We start from the raw sequence: 18,969 nt of genomic DNA on the forward strand, positions 1-18,969 counted from the left end.
TTTTATCCGCCAATAAAAAAGGGATCCGCAGATCCCTTAGTATTCACGCTAGTGCGCACCGCCTCCGCCGCCGCCGGCGCTGAACGGCGGTCGGGCAAACCACACCAGCCCGAGCAGCAGGATAAAGATCCCCGCCGAGACCCAGAATATTTCGTTGGCGGAAATAATCAGCCCCTGGTCGGTTATCTGCTGAGCTATCCAGCCGGACGCCTGCTGCTGGGTCATCCCCAGCCCCTGCAATTGGTCGTATATCTGCTGGGCGTTAGGATTATAGGGCGTGACTGACTCGGTGAGCTGCGCATGGTGCAGCGCCTCGCGGTTGGTCCACATGGTGGTAGTTATCGAGGTCCCGATCGAGCCCGCCAGCGTACGGGTGAAGTTCGACAGGCTCGAGGCCGCCGCCAGCCGCTCTGCCGGCAGGCCGGACAGGGTGATGGTGGTCAGCGGCATAAAGAAGCAGGCCACCGCGAAGCCCTGGATAAACTGCGGCCAGGCCGAAGCGCCGAAGTCCATTCCCGGTTCGAAGGTCCACGCGCGCCAGTAGAAGCACACCGCATACATGATAAAGCTGAAGGTCACCAGCCGACGCATATCGAGCTTATGGGCAAAGCGGCCGATAATCGGCGAGAGCAGGACCGGGATCACCCCAACCGGCGCCGACGCCAGGCCCGCCCAGGTCGCGGTGTAGCCATATACCTCCTGCAGCAGCTGCGGCAGCAGCACGATAGCGCCGAAGTAGAGCATATAGGCGAGGCTGATGCACAGACAGCCGATGGTGAAGTTTCGCGACTTAAATAGCGAAAGGTCGACTATCGGGTTTTCATCGGTAAGCTCCCAGACGATCAGGAAGCTGATGGCCACCACCGCCACCACCGTCAGCACGACGATCTCCGTGGAGGCGAACCAGTCCAGCTCCTTGCCGCGGTCGAGCATCACCTGCAGGCTGCCGATACCGACTATCAGCAGCGCCAGCCCGACGCCGTCGATGCGCCGCTGCTCGGTGCGGGTTTCCCGGCTGCGCAGGGTTTGCAGCGTCATTATCACCACCGCAACGCCAATCGGGACGTTGATAAAGAAGATCCAGCCCCAGTGGTAGTTGTCGCTGATATAGCCGCCGAGGATCGGTCCGCAGATTGGCGCCACGATAACCGTCATCGACCACAGCGCCAGGGCGATGGAGCGTTTTGCCGGCGGGTAGTTGCTGAGCAGCAGGCTCTGCGACAGCGGGATCAGCGGACCGGCGACGATCCCCTGAATCACGCGGAAGAAAATCAGCATCGTCAGGCTGTTGGACACGCCGCAGGCCCAGGAGGCGATGGCAAACGCCACCGTTGACCACAGGAACAGCTTCACTTCCCCTACGCGTTTTGCCAGCCAACCGGTTATCGGAATGGAGATGGCGTTTGCCACCCCAAACGAGGTAATCACCCAGGTGCCCTGGCTCAGGGACGAGCCAAGGTTACCGGCGATGGTTGGGATAGCCACGTTGGCGATAGTGGAGTCCAGCACCTGCATGAAGGTCGCAAGCGACAGCGCAATGGTCATGATGACCAGCTGCGCGCCCTCCAGCGGTTTTTGCTGTTGCATTACGCTCACCCCGAATTATCCGGCGTTAGCCTGGATGATGCCGTCGATCAGTTTATTCACCGGCTCAAGGGCGATTTCACGGGCATTGCTTTCATAAGCCGGGTCTTTACGCGTCTGGTTAGCCAGCACCGCGCCGTCGCGGTTGGTGGTATCCACCTCAACCAGCGTAGAGAGGCCAATACGCAGCGGGTGATCCGCCAGCTGTTTTTCATCGAGCTCGATACGCACCGGCAGACGCTGGACCACTTTAATCCAGTTGCCGGTGGCGTTTTGCGCCGGCAGCAGGGAGAAGGCGCTGCCGGTCCCCATATCCAGCCCCACGACCTTGCCGGTATATTTCACATCGTCGCCGTAGATATCGCTGATGACGGTGGCCGACTGGCCGATGCGCATATGCGCCAGCTGGGTCTCTTTGAAGTTGGCGTCAACCCACAGATTCGTCGCCGGAACGACCGCCATCAGCGGAGTGGTCGGGCTTATCTGCGCCCCGGGCTGTACCGAACGGCGGGAAACGTAGCCGCTAATCGGGCTGACGATCTGCGTACGCTGCAGGGCCAGCCAGGCGTTACGCACTTCGGTGGCCGCCTGCAGGACGGCAGGCTGCTGCTCGAGGCGGGTGCCGAGGATAATGGCCTGATTGGCGTTAAACTGCTGCACCGCCACGTCGAGTTCGGCCTGGGCGCTGGCGACGGTATCGCGAGCGTGCTGCAGCTCCTCGCGGCCGATCAGGTTAGCGGCTCCCAGCGGGATACGGCGGTTGAGGTCGGTTTGCGCCTGCGAGAGCGCGGTTTTTTTGACGTCGATATTGGCCTGCAGCTGCTTGCTGTTGATCATCGACTGACGGGTTTGGCGCACGCTGGCGGCCAGCTGGGTTTGCGCTTTCTCAAACGCCTGCTGGGCATCGGTCTGGTCGAGGGTGACCAGCGGATCGCCTTTTTGCACGAAATCAGTGTTGTCGGCCCAGACTTTCGTCACGCTGCCGGAGACCTGCGCCATGATTTGTACCTGATTCCCTGCCACATAGGCGTCATCGGTCTCTTCATAATGACGCAGTACCAAAAACCAATAAATCCCGTATGCCACGGCAACAATAATAAAGAGCAATGTCAGCAGCAGAAGGGCACCTTTGCGCTTCCCTTTTTTGCTGCCCGGTTGCTGCGGGGTCTGGCTCTCCGCATTTGCGCTCATGTTATTCTCCACGATCTTATTATTTCACATCGGCAGGGCCGACCTGTTTATCAGAAAGGCCAGCAGAAGATCTGCTGGCCTGGTCTGTTTTTCCTTGTCAATTCAGACAATTTCGAGCGGCTCCACGCTTAGCGCAGGGACTCCGCAAGCACACCGTCCTCTTCCATCTGGTCAAGACGACCAAGCAGTTTACGGGTGATGTGCTCGAGCTGATCTTTTTCGCTGGTGCTTAAAGAAGACCAGAGCTGATGCAGGCAGTTGTGCTGCGGAGGCAGAACCTCGCGCAAAAACTGATGGCCTTTGTCGGTAAGCTGCAGATGCAGACAGCGGCGATCGTTATCGCTTTCACGGCGTTCAATCCAGCCGCGTTTTTCCAGCTCGTCGGCAATGCGCGTGGCGTTGGTGCGTGACGACCCCAGGGCGCAGCTCAGCTCGGAGGGCTGAATGCTGTGGTTTTCCTGAGATTCCAGGGTGATCAGCGCCATAAACAGTGTCTCGTTAATTCCCTGCGCTTTCAGCATTTTATTGCGATTTTCCAGAAGCTTACCCTGCATGTGCATGCAGAGGCGAGTAAGCAGAATCTCCTGGAACGGGAAATCTTCGTGACGGCTGGCGCGGAATTTGAGCATTTGCTCAATGGGAGTAAACGAACTATCCATTTGGGTATGACCTCATTAATTACAGTCGATATAATAACTATTGTGACAAATAAATCAAATGAATTATTGACTAAACTTGATACGTTAAACCTATATCACTGGAGTGAAATCTCTTTGCCGTTTCGTAGGTTAGCGCAGGTGAGTGACGGGAGATAGTGAGTCGGCAGGAGCGGAGGCGATTTTGTGGAATAGTGAAAGAGAAGCGGCGCCCGGGCAGGGCGCAGAAGGCGAACCCGGGAACCTCCGGCGGCGTGACGCGCGCCGGAGCGATAGGACAATCTGACGAGGGCAGACTATTTCTGCGCCGCCAGCGCCTCTTTCAGCCAGCCGTCAAACTGCTGCTGGTGGGCTTTAATCCAGCCGTCAACGTGACCCTGGATATCCGCTTCCGAAGCGTGGCCTTCGTGCATCATGGCGTTTTCGGCGTTGATGTCGGCAATCGGCAGCTTCATGATGCTGAACAGCTTCGCCGCCGCCGGGTTTTTCTCGGCCCAGGCTTTGTTGGCCACGATATGCATGGTGCTGACCGGGAAGCCGTAGTTGGCGCCGTTAGCCAGTTTGGTATCGATGTTCTTCTGCACGCCCGGCAGGGAGGAGAACGGCACCTGCAGCCAGACCACATCTTTACCCGGCTTCAGCACGTCGCTGACCCAGTACGGCGTCCAGGTGTAGTAAATCACCGGTTTGCCTTCTTTATAGCGGGCGATGGTATCGGCCATCATCGCGGCGTAGTTGCCCTGGTTGTGCACCACGGTGTTGCTCAGGCCGTAGGCGTCAATCTGATGGTTGATGACCGCTTCGCAGCCCCAGCCAGGCGTACAGCCGGTGAGATCGGCCTTGCCGTCGCCGTTGGTATCGAACAGTTTGGCGATTTTCGGATCTTTCAGCTGATCGATAGACTTAATGTGATACTGCTCGGCGGTTTTCTTATCAATCAGATAGCCCTGCGCCGCGCCGTTCACATAAACGCCTTCGCGGTAGAAGCTCTTGTCCCCGCCGGCGGCGGCGTACATGTCGTCATGCAGCGGCTGCCAGTTAACGGCGGTAAAGGTGGCGTCGCCGGAGGCGAGGGAGGTGTAGCCGACGTTATAGTCAACTTCGCTCGGCTTATCGACGGTGTAGCCCAGCTTCTCCAGCGCGCGGCTGACCAGCAGGGTCTGGAAGGTCTCTTCGGTGATGGTGCTCTGAATCGGCTTGACGGTAATGCCTTTACCCGGCAGGTCGGCGGCAAAGGCGCCGGTGGCAATGAGAGCGGTGAACGCTGTGGCAAGAATCGCTGTATGTCGCATCGTTGTTCCTCTATACATATGAAAGGATAACTGCTGGCCCGGCAGGCGCAAAGCCGCCGGGCGATGAGAAGGTTATTTACTGAAGGGGCGGGTGATGAGCCCCAGCGGGCCGGTGGCGTACCAGCGGCGGCTGCCGCGGCTGCGCGAATCGCGCCCAACGGCCTGAGTCAGGCGGTCAAGAATGATGGCGAGGATCACAATCCCGACGCCGCCGACGCTGGCGAGGCCCATATCAAGACGGCCGATCCCGCGCAGCACCATCTGGCCGAGGCCGCCGACGGCGATCATCGAGGCGATAACCACCATCGACAGCGCCAGCATCAGCGTCTGATTGACCCCGGCCATAATGGTCGGCATCGCCAGCGGCAGCTGAACTTTAAACAGCAGCTGGCGCGGGCTGGCGCCGAAGGAGCGCGAGGCCTCAATCAGATCCGCCGGCACCTGGTTAATCCCCAGAATGGTCAGGCGCACGATAGGCGGCAGGGCAAAGATAATGGTCACCACCACGCCTGGAACGTTACCAATCCCGAACAGCATCACGATGGGCACCAGGTAGACGAACGCCGGGGTGGTCTGCATGGCGTCGAGCAGCGGACGAATAACTTTTGCCGCCCGCGGGCTGCGCGCCAGCCAGATCCCCAGCGGCAGGCCGATCAGCATGCAGAACAGCAGGGCGGTCAGCACCAGCGCCAGGGTGACCATCGCCTGCGACCAGGCGCCGATAGCGCCGATAGCGATGAGCGAGATCAACGTGGCGACGCCCATGCCGACGCTGGAAATTTGCCAGGCGATCAGGGCGAATAGCACAATCGCCACCGGCGCCGGCATCCCTAACAGCAGCTGCTGGAAGGCGCTGAGGATGTAGTCCACCGGCACGCGGATCCCCTGGAACAGCGGGCGGAAGTGCATCACTATCCAGTCGATACCGTGGGTGACCCAGCTGTCGAGCGGGATCAGCGTTTTATGGAACGGGTCCATAATGTTGAAATGTTCCGGCTGCGGCGCCGGGGCGCTGTTCAGCCAGTCGGCACCGCCGCCGCCGTCGGTCGGCGCGGCGGCCGGAGCGCCCCAGGCATCGGCAGATTGCGCGGCGCTATCCGCCGCCGGTGCGGTATCCCACGGGTTAGATTGATCAGCCATTGTTTGCCCCCTCGCGATCTAAAGCCTGCAGCAGCATGCGTTTCGAAATGATGCCGATATACTGATGCCCTTCGTCCACAACCGGCACCGCGCACGGCGCCTGGCCTACGTGGGAGAGCAGGTCGCTGAGCGACGTTTGCGCATCCACCGCCAGCGGGGAGTCGAGTAGCGCCGCGTCAATTCCCTGACCTTCGCTCAGCGCGGATTTCAGCGAATCAATGGAGACAATGCCGACAAACTTATTACCGCGCTCGATCACATAGCCATATTCGCGGTCTTCATCCTGCAATAATTTCAGCGCCGAACGGGGGCCAAAGCCCGGCGTTTTACGAATTAAGCCAACCGGGCTTCTGCGGGCAATATCTTTGGCGCTGAACACCTGGCTAATATCAACGCCGCGGAAGAAGGTTTTCACATAATCATTGGCCGGATTATTGAGGATTTCATCCGGAGTACCGACCTGAATAACCTCGCCATTTTGCATGATGGCAATCCGGTCGCCGATGCGCATGGCTTCATCAAGATCGTGGGAAATAAATACCACGGTACGCTGATGTTTTGCCTGTAATTTTGTCAGCTCATCCTGCATTTCGGTACGAATTAAGGGATCGAGAGCCGAGAAGGCTTCATCCATTAATAAGATATCGGGGTTAATCGCCAGCGCGCGGGCGAGCCCAACGCGTTGACGCATCCCGCCGGAGAGTTCATCCGGATAAGCGTGAGCGTAGTTTTCCAGGCCGACCTGGCGCAGCGCTTCCAGCGCTTTCTGCTGGCGTTCCTGGGTTGAGACGCCGGCCAGCTCCATGCCGAAGGCGGCATTGTCCAGCACGGTCATATGCGGCATCAGCGCAAATGACTGAAATACCATTGCGATTTTTTTTCTGCGCACCTCGCGCAGCTCGGCCTCTGAGATTCTGGCGATATCGACGCCGTCAATCAGCACCTGCCCGCGGGTGGGTTCAATCAGGCGATTGAGAAGGCGAACCATGGTGGATTTTCCCGATCCGGAAAGCCCCATGATGACGAATATCTCGCCTTCTTCAATGGTCAGACTGGCGTCTTTTACGCCAAGTGAAAGCCCCGTTTTTTCCAGCAGTTGTTCTTTAGTAAATCCTTTTTCAATATATTTGAACGCTCGCTGCGGATGCTCGCCAAATATCTTATAGAGATTCTTAATTTCTAATTTAATTGCCATGCAATAGAGAGTTTCCCGTTATTTGTATTATGTCGATATAGTACCTGGTGGAGATAATTACCTTTTTACACCCTAACATACTCAGATTCTGTGACAACCCTCAATGTCCGCGGATAGCCGATATGGCACGGGGCCAATGCCGGCGCACTCCCCGTGATATAAGGGCTGAGCGTTGATTGCGCTACGGAAATATTTTTAACGATCGCCGGGTAATTATTGTCAAAATCGCGGGGGTTGGGCTGAATATGACAGGGGGATTTCCTGATAATATCGGAACGAATAATGGTATGATGAATGGAAATAATGTGAAAGAGATCACCAGGAATCGAGTGAATATATTCCTGGTGAAAGTAAGGTTAAAAGTCCCAGTCGGCGTCGGCGGTTTCTTCGGTTTTACCCATCACGTAGGACGATCCTGAGCCGGAGAAAAAGTCGTGGTTTTCATCGGCGTTTGGCGAGAGCGCGGCGAGGATCGCCGGATTGACCGCGGCCATTTCCGCCGGGAACAGCGCCTCATAGCCGAGGTTCATCAGCGCCTTGTTGGCGTTGTAGCACAGGAAAGCCGTCACCTCCTCGGCCCAGCCGCTTTCGGCGTACAGCTCATGGGTATAGGCCAGCTCGTTATCGTAGAGATCCATCAGCAGGTTGAGGGCGAAATCCTTCAGCTCCTCGCGCTTTTCGGCGCTGACTTTTTCCAGCCCTTTTTGATATTTGTAGCCGATGTAGTACCCGTGCACCGCCTCATCGCGAATGATCAGGCGAATCAGGTCGGCGGTATTGGTCAGCTTGCCGCGGCTGGAGAAGTACATCGGCAGCCAGAATCCGGAATAGAAGAGGAAGGATTCGAGGAAGACGCTGGCGATTTTCTTCTTCAGCGGCTCGTCCGCCCGGTAATACTCCAGCATCAGCTCGGCTTTGCGCTGGAGCGGGGCGTTCTCTTCACTCCAGGCGTAGGCGGCGTCGACGTCTTTGGTCTGGCACAGGGTGGAGAAAATCGAGCTGTAGGAGCGGGCGTGCACCGCCTCCATAAAGCTGATATTCGACATTACCGCCTCTTCGTGCGGGGTGAGGGCGTCGGCCATCAGCGCCGGCGCGCCGGCGGTGTTCTGAATGGTATCGAGCAGCGTCAGGCCGGTGAACACGCGGATAGTCAGCTGCTGCTCCATCGGGCTGAGGGCCTGCCACGCGGGGATATCGTTGGACAGCGGCACCTTTTCTGGCAGCCAGAAGTTACTGGTCAGGCGGTTCCATACCTCCAGGTCCTTGTCGTCCTGAATCTTGTTCCAGTTAATGGCGCTAACGCGCGATAGATAGGTCATCGGGTTCTCCTTACAGCGCGCAGGACACGCAGCCCTCAATTTCGGTACCTTCCAGCGCCAGCTGGCGCAGGCGGATGTAGTAGAGCGTCTTAATGCCTTTTTTCCACGCGTAAATCTGCGCCCGGTTGATATCGCGGGTGGTGGCGGTATCGGGGAAAAAGAGCGTTAAAGAGAGCCCCTGATCGACGTGTCGCGTCGCCTCGGCGTAGGTGTCGATAATTTTTTGCGGGCCGATTTCATACGCGTCCTGGTACAGCGCCAGGTTTTCGTTGGTCATAAACGGAGCCGGATAGTAAACCCGGCCGGTTTTGCCCTCTTTGCGGATCTCTATCTTCGAGACGATCGGATGGATGCTCGACGTCGCGTGGTTGATATAGGAGATCGAGCCGGTCGGCGGCACCGCCTGCAGGTTGCGGTTATAGATACCGTAGCGCATGACGTCATCGCGCAGCTGCTGCCACATTTGACGGTCGGGCAGGGTGACGCCGGCACGGGCGAACAGCTCGCGAACCTTCGCCGTTTTCGGCTGCCAGTCGCCCTGCAGATACTGCTGGAAATACTCCCCGCTGGCGTAGCGCGATTGCGAGAAACCGGCGAAGCGCTGGCCGCGCTCGCGCGCCATCAGCATCGAGGTATGCAGCGCATGCCAGGTCACGGTGTAAAAATAGAGGTTGGTGAAGTCCAGCCCCTCCGGGCTGCCGTAGGCGATGCCTTCCCGCGCCAGATAGCCGTGCAGATTCATCTGCCCGAGCCCGATGGCGTGAGACGCCGCGTTGCCGGCCGCCACCGAGGGCACCGAGCGAATGTCGCTCATATCGGACACCGCCGTCAGGCCGCGAACGGCGACCTCAACCGTGCGGGCAAAGTCGGGTGAATCCATGGTATGGGCGATATTTAGCGAACCGAGGTTGCAGGAGATATCCTGGCCGACGCTGGCGTAGTCGAGGTTCTCGTCAAAGGTCGACGGGGTGTTGACCTGCAAAATTTCCGAGCACAGGTTGCTCATATTCACCCGCCCGGCGATCGGGTTGGCGCGGTTCACGGTATCTTCAAACATGATGTACGGGTAGCCGGACTCAAACTGAATCTCCGCCAGCCGCTGGAACAGATCGCGGGCGCGGATCCAGCGCTTGCTGACCCGCTCGTCGGCGACCAGCTGCGGGTACATCTCGCTGACGGCGATATCGCCGAACGCTTTACCGTATAGCCGCTCGACGTCGTAGGGCGAGAACAGCGCCATCTGCGCGTCCTCTTTCGCCAGCTGGAAGGTCACATCCGGGATCACCACGCCGAGCGACAGGGTTTTGATACGGATTTTCTCATCGGCGTTTTCGCGCTTGGTGTCGAGGAAGCGCAGGATATCCGGATGATGGGCGTGCAGGTAGACCGCTCCGGCCCCCTGGCGGGCGCCGAGCTGGTTGGCGTAGGAGAAGGCGTCCTCCAGCATTTTCATCACCGGAATCACCCCCGAGGACTGGTTTTCGATGCGCTTAATCGGCGCGCCGGCCTCGCGCAGGTTTGACAGCAGGAACGCCACGCCGCCGCCGCGCTTTGAGAGCTGTAGCGCCGAATTCACCGCCCGGCCAATCGACTCCATATTGTCTTCGATGCGCAGCAGGAAGCAGGAGACCAGCTCCCCGCGCTGCTGCTTGCCGGCATTCAGGAAGGTCGGGGTCGCCGGCTGGAAGCGCCCGCTGAGGATCTCATCGGTCAGCTGGCGGGCCAGGGTTTCGTCGCCCTGCGCGAGGCTTAGCGCCACCATACAGGTGCGGTCGGCGAAGTGCTCAAGGTAGCGCTTGCCGTCGAAGGTTTTCAGCGTATAGCTGGTATAAAACTTCCAGGCGCCGAGAAAGGTCTGGAAGCGAAAATTATGGCGCCCGGCGTGGGCAAAGAGAGCCAGCACAAAGCTTCTGTCATATCTCTCCAGTACGCTGGCGTCGTAGTAGCCTTCGGCCACCAGCCACTCCAGCTTATCGTTCTGGCTGACGAAAGAGACGGTGTTGGCCTCGACGTGGGTCGCCATAAAGGCGTCCACCGCCTGGCGGTCCTTGTCAAACGGGATGCGGCCGCTGCTGTCGTACAGATTCAGCATGGCGTTCAGGGCGTGGAAATCCGGCGCCTCTATGGTTAGACGTTCTGCGGTTGTTGTTGCCAAAATTCGCTTACTCCTTTACGCACGTTGTCGACATCTTGTGGGGTGCCCATCAGCTCAAAGCGATAGAGGTACGGCACGCTGCATTTCTGCGCGACAACGTCGCCGGCCCGGCCGTAGGCGTCGCCAAAGTTGCGGTTGCCGGCAGCGATGACGCCACGAATGAGCCGTCGATTGTGGGGATCGTTTAAAAAGCGGATCGCCTGGCGCGGCACCGCGCCTGCGGTTCCGCCGCCGCCGTAGCTGGGGACGATGAGAATATAGGGCTCGTCTACCTGGATCCGCTCCCGCTCGTTAAGCGGAATGCGCACCGCGGGCAGCCCCAGACGCTGGACGAACCGGTGCGTATTTTCGGAGCTGCTGGAGAAGTAGACGATGAGGCTCATGCGCTGGCCGCCGCGGCGGGATGCAGGCGATTAATCATATCCGGACGGAAGCCGGACCAGCGGGTCTCGCCGGCAATCACCACCGGCAGCTGGCGAAAGCCCTGCTCGCGCAGCATCTCGGCGGCGTCGGGATGATGCTCGATATTGACCATCTCGAAGTCAAACCCGCGGCTCTCCATGGCGCGCTTGGTAGCATGGCACTGAACACAGTCGTTTTTAGTGTAAATAGTAATGCGCATGATTCGTATTTCCATTTAAGATAACAGGACGGCGCAAAAAGGCGCAGCGGTTGGTATCGGGTAACTGTTCAGGAAATACTAGATGTAGTTGTAGAAAAGTTCAACCACGCAATATATAGCGTTTTAAAATAAGAAAAACCCCCACGGAGCGATCCTGTGAGGGCGGTGGCGGCCGGGCGTAAACTACAGGCGCATGCTGACGGCAAGGCGGTTAAAGGCGTTCATCAGGCTGATGGCGAAGGTTAAATCGCTGATCTGACGGGCGCTAAAGTGCTCCAGCAGCGGCAGATAAACCTCATCTTCCGCGTGGCTGCTGGCGATGTGGGTCACCGACTCCGTCCACGCCAGCGCCGCGCGCTCCGCGGCATCAAAGTGGGCGCTTACCCGCCAGCCGGCCAGCGCGTCCAGACGGCTCTGGGCGACGCCGGATTTGCGCAGCGCTTTACTGTGCATCTCCAGGCAGAAGGCGCAGCCGTTAATCTGCGATACGCGCAGGTAGACCAGCTCCAGCAGCGTGCCGTCGAGCGCGCTTTTTTCCAGCGCCACTTTCGCTTGTACCAGGGCGTTATAGACTTCCGGACTCAGTTCATTATAGGGCTGACGCAGTGTGCTCATTTTTCTCTCCACATTAAGAGCTATCCCTTAGGCTGCCCGGAGCCCCGGGCGGACGTCAACGGTGACGTCGGATGAGATAGTCTCTAAGACGGCAGCCAAAATAGCACTATAATGGACTGCAAAAGATAGCCATATTTTAATGAAAAAAGCAGACCATAATGGAAGCCAAAAAAGCGCCGCACTATCAGCGTATCGCCCGCCAGCTGAAGTCCGCCATTGAGCGCGGCGAGCTGGCGCCGGGCAGCCGTCTGCCCGCCAGCCGGGTCTATGCCCAGGAGCTTGGCGTATCGCGGGCGACGGTGGAAAACGCCTGGGGCGAGCTGGTGGCTCAGGGATGGCTTGAGCGGCGCGGCCAGGCGGGAACCTTCGTCAGCGAGCGTCTCAGCCCGCAGCAGGAGCCGCCGATGCGTCTCGCAACCGGCGGCGAGCCGACCGCGCCGCTGCCGTTTAAAATGGGTCTGCCGGCGCTGGATCTTTTTCCGCGCGGCCTGTGGGCGCGGGTGATGGGCCGCCGCCTGCGCACGCAAACCCGCTTCGATCTGGCGCCGGGCGAGCCCTGCGGCGAGCCGCTCCTCCGCCGGGCGATTGTCGATTATCTCCGCCTGTCGCGCAGCATTGAGTGCCAGCCGGAGCAGGTGCTGGTGACAGGCAGCTACGCCGCCTCAATGACGCTGATCCTGCGTAGCCTGGCGCAGCCCGGGCAGAAAATGTGGATGGAAGATCCCGGTTTTCCGCTGATCCGCCCGGTGGTCACGGGGCAAAATATCATCATTAATCCGATCCCCGTCGATGATGAAGGCATGGACGTGGACTACGCGCTGCGCCGCTTTCCCGACGCGCACTTCGCGCTGCTGACGCCGGCTCACCAAAGCCCGACCGGCGTCGCGCTCTCGCTTGCGAGACGCAGACAGCTGCTCGCGTGGGCGGCGCAAAATGACGGCTGGATTATTGAGGATGATTACGATAGCGAGTTTCGCTACCGGGGCAAGCCGCTGTCGCCGCTGAAAAGCCTCGACGCCCCGCAGCGGGTGATCTACTGCGGGACGTTCAGCAAATCGCTCTTTCCCGCGCTGCGCGCCGGGTGGCTGGTGGTTCCGCCGCCGCAGGTGGCCGCCTTCCGACGCCAGGCGCAGCTAATGAGCTGCAGCGTGCCGACGCTGTGGCAGCAGACGCTGGCCGATTTTATTCTGGAAGGTCATTTCTGGCGCCATCTGAAAAAAATGCGCGCCAGCTACGCCCTGCGCCGCCAGTGGCTGGAGTCGGCGCTCGCCGCCGCCGGCTTTGCGGTAGTGCCGCAGCTGGGCGGCATTCAGTTGGTTATTGCCGTGCCCGGCGACGACCGGCTGCTGGCGCGGCGGGCAAGGGAGGCCGGGCTGGACGTACAGGCGCTGAGCGACTGGCGGATGCACAGCCGCGGCGAGGGCGGGCTGCTGGCGAGCTTTACCAATCTGACGTCAGCAGAGATGGCCGCTGACCTCGTGGGTCAGCTCAGGCTGGCCTTGCGCAGCGGCGAGAAGTAAAAAACCCCTGCATGCCGGGGCATACAGGGGTTGACGCGCATTTGTTATCTTCGTTTTACGTTTATATTATCGACGTAAATTCAGCAATACGCCAATAAATAACCCAACTGCGGCGGCGGCGCCGACGCTTTGCCAGGGTTTGTCGCGCACGTAGGTGTCGGCACAGTCGGCGGCATCACGCGCGGCCTGCTGCACGCGGTTGTTGCCGTTGATGCGCGCGCGGGTCTCTTTCAGCAACGCCTGCGCCTTTTTGCGCGCCGCGTCGGCTTCGTCTTTTGCATCGCTGCCCCACGATTTCAGCACTTCTTCCAGCGTATCCGCTAATTGGCTGACATCGTTATGAATATCCTCAGCGCTTTCATCTACATTGTTGCGATTCACACGGTTGGCCATTGATTTCTCCCTTAATTTCATCGATACCCGCCATACTTCAGGTAGCGCTCGCGCTGCAACCCGAATTATTTAAGGTAGAGCGATTAAGTGTAGGACAGGATTTTGAATTATGCTTTAAACCGTGGTTTCTGGAATTTTCCGAAAGCCCTGCCAGGCGCGAATAAGGTAAGGTAAATGTGCGGTAAAAGATAACGAGGAATGAGTATGTATTTAAGACCCGATGAGGTGGCGCGTGTTCTTGAAAAAGCCGGCTTCACCATGGATGTTGTGACGCAAAAAGCGTACGGCTATCGCCGTGGCGATAATTATGTTTATGTGAACCGTGAAGCGCGCATGGGGCGTACCGCTTTAATTATTCATCCGGCGCTGAAAGAGCGCAGCAATACGCTGGCGGACCCCGCTTCGGATATCAAGACCTGCGATCATTATGAGCAGTTCCCACTCTATTTAGCCGGCGATGCGCAGCAGCATTATGGTATTCCACACGGATTTAGCTCACGTATTGCGCTTGAGCGTTTTCTGAGCGGCTTATTTGGCGAAGCGCAGCCGACGATGTCGCATAATTAACCGGGGGATTTGCGCATCGCTGTGCGGGCGGAATTCAGCGGAGGGACGATAACAAGGACGTGGCTGCGGTAAGCGACTGGCGCAGGCCAGTCGCTGGTGGTCACCGGCTCAGGCTTTCGCCTGGTGCCAGGCGCTGACGCGGAACAGACGACGGCAGTAGTCAAGGAAGTAGCCATACGCGGCGCCCATCAGCATTGACACGACAATATTCGAACTTACCGCCGCGGCAATCTGATGCCAGTCGGCGCCCACCACAAACAGAATCGCGACGTACACCGGCGACTGGAAGGTTACATAGGCAACGACGTCGGCAATGTTCTTCATCCAGCCTTTCGGGCTGATATGGTTCGCCATGCGCATCGCGCGGTCGCGGTAAAAACCGTAGGGTACGGCAATAATAATGTTTACCGGAATCGCGACCAGACGTGAAGATAACGACTGCTCAAAAGTCATTCCGGAGAGGAAAATCTCGATCATCATGTTTACGACGGTGCAGTACACGACCATCGCAAAGGTGTCTGCTACCGCATGGCGCAAGCGGGACTGCGCAGAGAACATCGGTATGCTCCTCGAAAATAAAGTCTGTCACGCCAGAAAATGCGCGTCGTTATAGCGTTTTTTGGCTGCCTGTTATGATGTGAGTAGGTTATATCTCTGGCTTAAAGGTGGCAACTAGCTGTAAATTTTTATTTAAAGGCTTTTTGTCTATAAAATACTCTGAGAAAGGCGGTTCGCTGAGCGTTTCGCCAGTTTTATGCTGATTATTATTTTTATCGTTAATTATCAATATATTGAGATTGTTGTGTTTATGTTGCGCAAAAGATAATGCCGTTGAAGAAGTCCCCTGCCAGCGTGACTCTCGCAGAGTAATGTGATTTACGTCACTTATGGAGTTATTTGCCAACAAATTGCGCTTTTAACAGAGTAATATTCTTAAATGGTTCGATTTTGTACATGCGGTTTTAATGAATGGCTATGCAGACGCCGCCAGGCGCGGGCGATATTATGCTCAGGTTCTACGGATCCTCGCGATGTGCGCATACCGGAGCCCCGCGCGATAATAGACCTGCTCCGCAAAAGCCGGCTTCCTGGGTTATGTATAAATAAATTCGCTACGAAATTATCTTTATATATTTATAGGGGAGGTTAAAGGTGCTAATAAATAATCGCCGCCATTAAGCTGGCCGCGTAAATTTGTTTTATTTGTCATTCTGTTTTTTTAAAATTTATATCTTTAATGTTACCGGAACTGAATAATATCCGCTCGCTGCGTGCCATCACGCGTGAATTCTCCATTGACGCTCTTGACGATATGCGGGAAAAGCTCAGGGCCGGCACTGAAAAAAACTCACCCAACGGCAGGCTTCCGGTGAGCAGAAAGCGGAATATCAGGAAAAAAACTGGACCGGCCAGGGCCGCATGCCGAAGCCGATCGCCCGCGCGATCCCGGCGAGTAAGACGCTGAAGAGTTTGCTGATTTAATATTTGTCCCCGCAGCTGCAGGTTTGTTGTAACAGTGGGAAATAACGGTGGGGCGACCCACCGTGAATATTAGCACACGCCGAAATCACCGTCTTCGGTATAGGGCGTAACGTCGACCGTTTTGAGGGTAAGCTTCTCGCCCTGCTCGTTGCTGGCCTGTACGGCGACAATTTGATCGCCATCGACGGTCACTACTTTAAGCTTTGGACCGCCCGTTCGCGGCTGTACCAGATCGCCCGGTGAATACATTCTCTCTCTCCTCTGCGTGAATAATCCGACGCCTCATCCTGTTACCTGGCCTGACCCAGCGTCGCGATTGCGGATATTAACCATAGCTCAGCTAAACGGCAGGAGACAACTGACCTGAAGGAGTATCTCTCAGCGTCGGTTCCACGGCATCACCGCCAGCAGGCGCGCCATGCCGCAAAAGCCGGTGATCCCGGCGAAGGTCAGCCCGGCGCCGACGAAGGCGCTCAGCAGGAAAAAGCCGCTGCTGAGGCCGTATCCCAGCGCCACGCCGAGGAGTATCAGCCCGCCGGCGGCGATCTGCACCTGGCGCATCAGCAGCAGCGGCTGGGATTTATCTTCTTTAACCGGCAGGCCCGCCGCTTTCCAGGCCTGAATACCGCCGGCCAGCAGCCTGACCTGCGCCGGAGCGGCGGCGGCCAGCAGGCGAATGGCGTTATTTTGCGTCCGCGAGCCCGCCTGGCAGTGGAAAATAATCGTCTCATCTGCGCTGGCGTGCAGCGTGGCGCCGCCGTTCAGGGCGCTGAGCGGAACCAGCTCGGCGTCGGGAATATGCTCGCGGGCATACTCATCGGCGTCGCGGATATCAATTAATCTGGCGCCCCGGGCGATTTGCGTCCGGGCTTCTTCAGGAGAAAGGGTGGCGATAGTCATGGCGGCTCCTTAAGGGCAATAGATGGCCTTCAGCGTGGCGATAATCCGCTGGACGGCAGGATCGGTGATGAAGTAATGGATGCGCTGCGCCTCGCGCCTGCTGTCGATGAGGCCTTCGTCGCGCATACGCGCCAGATGCTGTGAAGTTGCGGAAGGGCTCAGGCCGGTAATCAGCGCCAGCTCGCCGGCGCTGGCTTGCGGTGCGTCGCAAAGCGTGCACAGAATCATCAGCCGGTTGGGATTACTCATTGCTTTTAACAGGGCCGCGGCTTCCCCGGCGCTGACCTGCAGTTCTTGTGGCGTGTTCATCTCTTTATTTTAGTATTATCTAAATTTAGCTTATTCTAAAATAAAGGGGCGCATAACGCCAGCGCGGATGGCGGTATGTTGCTGTGTTGGCGGGGCGCGATGCCCCGCGGAGGGCTAATTGCGTCCCGATCGCGCGGCCCGGCGGTATAGCGTGCTGCGCGCTACGCCCAGCGCCTGCGCCGCTTTACTGACGTTACCGTTGTAGGTGGTCAGGGTATCGGCAATCAGCTGGCTATCATGCTGCTGCAGCCCGCGCGGCGCGGCGGGCGCCGGCGTTGCCCGGTACTCGGCGGGCAAATCGTCAACCCCGAGGCGGGCGCCGTCGTCGGCCAGCGCCAGCAGCACTTTCATCAGGCTTTGCAGCTGGCGCACGTTGCCCGGCCACGGCTGACGGGAGAGGTTCTCCAGCAGCTCCGGCGCTAGCTGCATCCGGCGCTGGCCCGCGCCGAGCGCCTGCCAGAGCCGCTGGATAAACGCCGGCAGCGCCGGCCAGTCGCGCAGGGGCGGAATGGCCAGGGCAAATTCCCGCAGGCGATAGAACAGATCCTCGCGAAACTCGCCGTCGGCGACGCGCTGCGCCAGGTTGCGGTGGGTCGCGCAGATCACCGCGAAGTTGACCGGCGAGCTTTGGCTGGCGCCGAGCGGAGTGACCTCTTTTTCCTGCAGCACCCGCAGCAGCCGCGTCTGCAGCAGCATCGGCATATCGCCAATCTCATCCAGGAACAGCACGCCGCCATCGGCCTCGCGGATTTTACCGATATAGCCGTTTTTACTGGCGCCGGTGAAGGCCCCCGGCTGATAGCCAAAGAGCTCCGACTCAATCAGCGATTCGGGAATGGCGGCGCAGTTGATGGCCACAAACTTACCGCTGCGCCAGCGGCTATGCTGATGCAGCGTGCGGCTGACGTACTCTTTTCCGCACCCCGTTTCCCCCTCAATGCACAGCGCGATGCCGGCGTTGAGCAGGCGCAGCATTTTTTCCCCTTCGCGCGGGCCGGCGAAGGGGAGGTCGACGCCGGGAGGGGCCGCTACCGCCACGGCGCTGCGGGTGGGGGCGCGTAGCCGATAGTAGTAGCCCTGCCGGCGCACGGTGAGCGGCAGCGGAACGCTGACCGCGGTTTGCGTCAGCAGCGGAAAGAGCTGCTGGAAGGTGATATGGCCCAGCTGCTCGCTGCTGAGCCCCAGCTCGCGCATCGCCAGCCGGTTGCCGGCGGTGAGCACGTTATCGGAAAAGACCAGCAGCAGCTCCTCGACGCTGTCGAGCTTCTGCGGCTGAGAGTGCAGGCTCATCAGCCACTGCTGCGGGTGTAGGCTCTGTTTTACCCACAGGTACTCGATCTGCTTAGCCGCCTCTTTCACCCAGCCCAGGGTATGCGGGTGCGGGAAATGCGCCGGCCCGGAAATATCCAGCACGCCGGCAATTTGCCCGTCGGGGCTCTGAATGGGGATCGCCGCGCAGTAGAGATCCTGGTTGCTGGTGAGAAAATGCTGGCGGCCGTCAATTTCACAGCTGTCATCAATCGCCAGCGCGGTGCCGATGGCGTTGGTCCCGCGACCGCTCTCGCTCCATAAATTTCCCGGCGCGAGGGCAAAGCTCTGCGCCTTCTGCATGGCGTGCATATTGCCGAAGGTTTGCAGCACCAGGCCGCTGGCATCGGAGAGGATCACCACCGACTGTAGGTCGGCGACCTTACGCGACAGGGCGCCAATCACCGGCTGCGCAAGCTGCTGCAGCCCGCTATGGCTGGCCAGCAGATCCGCCAGCTCGCCGGAGCGCAGGCGCGGGAAGTCATCCGTCGTGGGCTGCAGGCCATACAGCTGGCTGCGAAACCACGAATCGCTGAGCAACGGATTAGCTGTTCCCTCCGGGGCGAGGGTAAACGGGTTTCCTTGCACGGAGCACCTCATGGTTGACTGAGTTATGTTGCAACATTGTAGCTTTGCGGTTTCTTATGTGTTGCGATTTGCGACACAGAAGCAAAAATCGGCGCCGTATATAAAAGCGACAACTATTAATATTTTGATTTTA

Annotated in this window: 20 protein-coding genes and 1 pseudogene; 3 read left to right on the forward strand and 18 right to left on the reverse strand. The window is 58.6% G+C overall.

What is annotated here, in order from left to right:
* Positions 1-48: 48 nt before the first annotated feature.
* The 11 genes from emrB to AC1M2H_RS06315 form a co-directional block, all read right to left on the reverse strand.
* The gene (emrB, locus tag AC1M2H_RS06265) at positions 49-1,587 is read right to left on the reverse strand and encodes a multidrug efflux MFS transporter permease subunit EmrB (RefSeq protein ID WP_480150711.1); all 1,539 of its coding nucleotides are present in this window, start codon (positions 1,585-1,587) and stop codon (positions 49-51) included.
* Between the two features lie 15 nt (positions 1,588-1,602).
* Positions 1,603-2,775 carry a multidrug efflux MFS transporter periplasmic adaptor subunit EmrA gene (gene emrA, locus AC1M2H_RS06270; protein WP_480150712.1) on the reverse strand — a complete coding sequence of 391 codons (1,173 nt, stop codon included), beginning with the start codon at positions 2,773-2,775 and terminating at the stop codon, positions 1,603-1,605.
* A gap of 128 nt (positions 2,776-2,903) precedes the next feature.
* On the reverse strand, positions 2,904-3,434 hold the full coding sequence (gene mprA / locus AC1M2H_RS06275) for a transcriptional repressor MprA (protein ID WP_041146855.1): 531 nt from the start codon (positions 3,432-3,434) through the stop codon (positions 2,904-2,906).
* Positions 3,435-3,727: 293 nt separating this feature from the next.
* Positions 3,728-4,723 (reverse strand): glycine betaine/L-proline ABC transporter substrate-binding protein ProX, encoded by a 996-nt coding sequence (gene proX, locus AC1M2H_RS06280; protein WP_480150713.1) that lies wholly within the window; start codon positions 4,721-4,723, stop codon positions 3,728-3,730.
* A gap of 72 nt (positions 4,724-4,795) precedes the next feature.
* The gene (proW, locus tag AC1M2H_RS06285; RefSeq protein WP_480150714.1) at positions 4,796-5,863 is read right to left on the reverse strand and encodes a glycine betaine/L-proline ABC transporter permease ProW; all 1,068 of its coding nucleotides are present in this window, start codon (positions 5,861-5,863) and stop codon (positions 4,796-4,798) included.
* Positions 5,856-7,058 carry a glycine betaine/L-proline ABC transporter ATP-binding protein ProV gene (gene proV / locus AC1M2H_RS06290; protein WP_480150715.1) on the reverse strand — a complete coding sequence of 401 codons (1,203 nt, stop codon included), beginning with the start codon at positions 7,056-7,058 and terminating at the stop codon, positions 5,856-5,858. Before proV ends, proW begins: the two co-directional genes overlap by 8 nt.
* 356 nt (positions 7,059-7,414) lie before the next feature.
* The gene (nrdF, locus tag AC1M2H_RS06295) at positions 7,415-8,377 is read right to left on the reverse strand and encodes a class 1b ribonucleoside-diphosphate reductase subunit beta (protein WP_480150716.1); all 963 of its coding nucleotides are present in this window, start codon (positions 8,375-8,377) and stop codon (positions 7,415-7,417) included.
* 10 nt (positions 8,378-8,387) lie between these two features.
* A complete protein-coding gene (nrdE, locus tag AC1M2H_RS06300) occupies positions 8,388-10,532 on the reverse strand; it encodes a class 1b ribonucleoside-diphosphate reductase subunit alpha (protein ID WP_480150717.1) in 2,145 nt (714 codons plus the stop codon).
* Positions 10,505-10,915, reverse strand: coding sequence for a class Ib ribonucleoside-diphosphate reductase assembly flavoprotein NrdI (gene nrdI, locus AC1M2H_RS06305; protein WP_480150718.1), 411 nt, complete (start codon positions 10,913-10,915; stop codon positions 10,505-10,507). The genes nrdE and nrdI overlap by 28 nt, the downstream gene beginning before the upstream one ends.
* Positions 10,912-11,154: a glutaredoxin-like protein NrdH gene (nrdH, locus tag AC1M2H_RS06310; RefSeq protein WP_480150719.1), complete on the reverse strand. Its 243-nt coding sequence runs from the start codon at positions 11,152-11,154 to the stop codon at positions 10,912-10,914. The genes nrdI and nrdH overlap by 4 nt, the downstream gene beginning before the upstream one ends.
* A 183-nt stretch (positions 11,155-11,337) precedes the next feature.
* Positions 11,338-11,769, reverse strand: a complete 432-nt coding sequence (locus AC1M2H_RS06315; RefSeq protein ID WP_480150720.1) for a carboxymuconolactone decarboxylase family protein — start codon at positions 11,767-11,769, stop codon at positions 11,338-11,340.
* Between the two features lie 158 nt (positions 11,770-11,927).
* On the opposite strand from AC1M2H_RS06315, the gene pdxR reads away from it, so the two are divergent.
* Positions 11,928-13,289 carry a MocR-like pyridoxine biosynthesis transcription factor PdxR gene (gene pdxR, locus AC1M2H_RS06320; RefSeq protein ID WP_480150721.1) on the forward strand — a complete coding sequence of 454 codons (1,362 nt, stop codon included), beginning with the start codon at positions 11,928-11,930 and terminating at the stop codon, positions 13,287-13,289.
* A gap of 66 nt (positions 13,290-13,355) precedes the next feature.
* On the opposite strand, the gene AC1M2H_RS06325 is transcribed toward pdxR, so the two are convergent.
* Positions 13,356-13,682 (reverse strand): DUF883 family protein, encoded by a 327-nt coding sequence (locus AC1M2H_RS06325; protein WP_123708533.1) that lies wholly within the window; start codon positions 13,680-13,682, stop codon positions 13,356-13,358.
* Between the two features lie 204 nt (positions 13,683-13,886).
* Here AC1M2H_RS06325 and AC1M2H_RS06330 point away from each other — a divergent pair, with 204 nt between their 5' ends.
* Positions 13,887-14,249 (forward strand): DUF2002 family protein, encoded by a 363-nt coding sequence (locus AC1M2H_RS06330; RefSeq protein ID WP_331833947.1) that lies wholly within the window; start codon positions 13,887-13,889, stop codon positions 14,247-14,249.
* A gap of 108 nt (positions 14,250-14,357) precedes the next feature.
* On the opposite strand, the gene alaE is transcribed toward AC1M2H_RS06330, so the two are convergent.
* A complete protein-coding gene (gene alaE / locus AC1M2H_RS06335; protein WP_480150722.1) occupies positions 14,358-14,807 on the reverse strand; it encodes an L-alanine exporter AlaE in 450 nt (149 codons plus the stop codon).
* An 88-nt stretch (positions 14,808-14,895) separates the two neighbouring features.
* Positions 14,896-15,153: a hypothetical protein gene (locus tag AC1M2H_RS06340; protein ID WP_480150723.1), complete on the reverse strand. Its 258-nt coding sequence runs from the start codon at positions 15,151-15,153 to the stop codon at positions 14,896-14,898.
* A 324-nt stretch (positions 15,154-15,477) separates the two neighbouring features.
* On the opposite strand from AC1M2H_RS06340, the pseudogene AC1M2H_RS06345 reads away from it, so the two are divergent.
* Positions 15,478-15,731, forward strand: a pseudogene (locus tag AC1M2H_RS06345) (H-NS family histone-like protein).
* A gap of 69 nt (positions 15,732-15,800) precedes the next feature.
* On the opposite strand, the gene AC1M2H_RS06350 reads toward AC1M2H_RS06345, so the two are convergent.
* From AC1M2H_RS06350 to AC1M2H_RS06365, 4 genes are all read right to left on the reverse strand, one after another.
* A complete protein-coding gene (locus tag AC1M2H_RS06350) occupies positions 15,801-15,980 on the reverse strand; it encodes a hypothetical protein (protein ID WP_480150724.1) in 180 nt (59 codons plus the stop codon).
* A 129-nt stretch (positions 15,981-16,109) separates the two neighbouring features.
* A complete protein-coding gene (locus tag AC1M2H_RS06355) occupies positions 16,110-16,631 on the reverse strand; it encodes a rhodanese family protein (RefSeq protein WP_480150725.1) in 522 nt (173 codons plus the stop codon).
* Between the two features lie 9 nt (positions 16,632-16,640).
* Positions 16,641-16,940, reverse strand: a complete 300-nt coding sequence (locus AC1M2H_RS06360; RefSeq protein ID WP_480150726.1) for an ArsR/SmtB family transcription factor — start codon at positions 16,938-16,940, stop codon at positions 16,641-16,643.
* 114 nt (positions 16,941-17,054) lie between these two features.
* Positions 17,055-18,836, reverse strand: coding sequence for a sigma-54-dependent Fis family transcriptional regulator (locus AC1M2H_RS06365; protein WP_480150727.1), 1,782 nt, complete (start codon positions 18,834-18,836; stop codon positions 17,055-17,057).
* Positions 18,837-18,969: the final 133 nt, after the last annotated feature.

This window comes from Klebsiella sp. F11 (genome assembly GCF_056712265.1).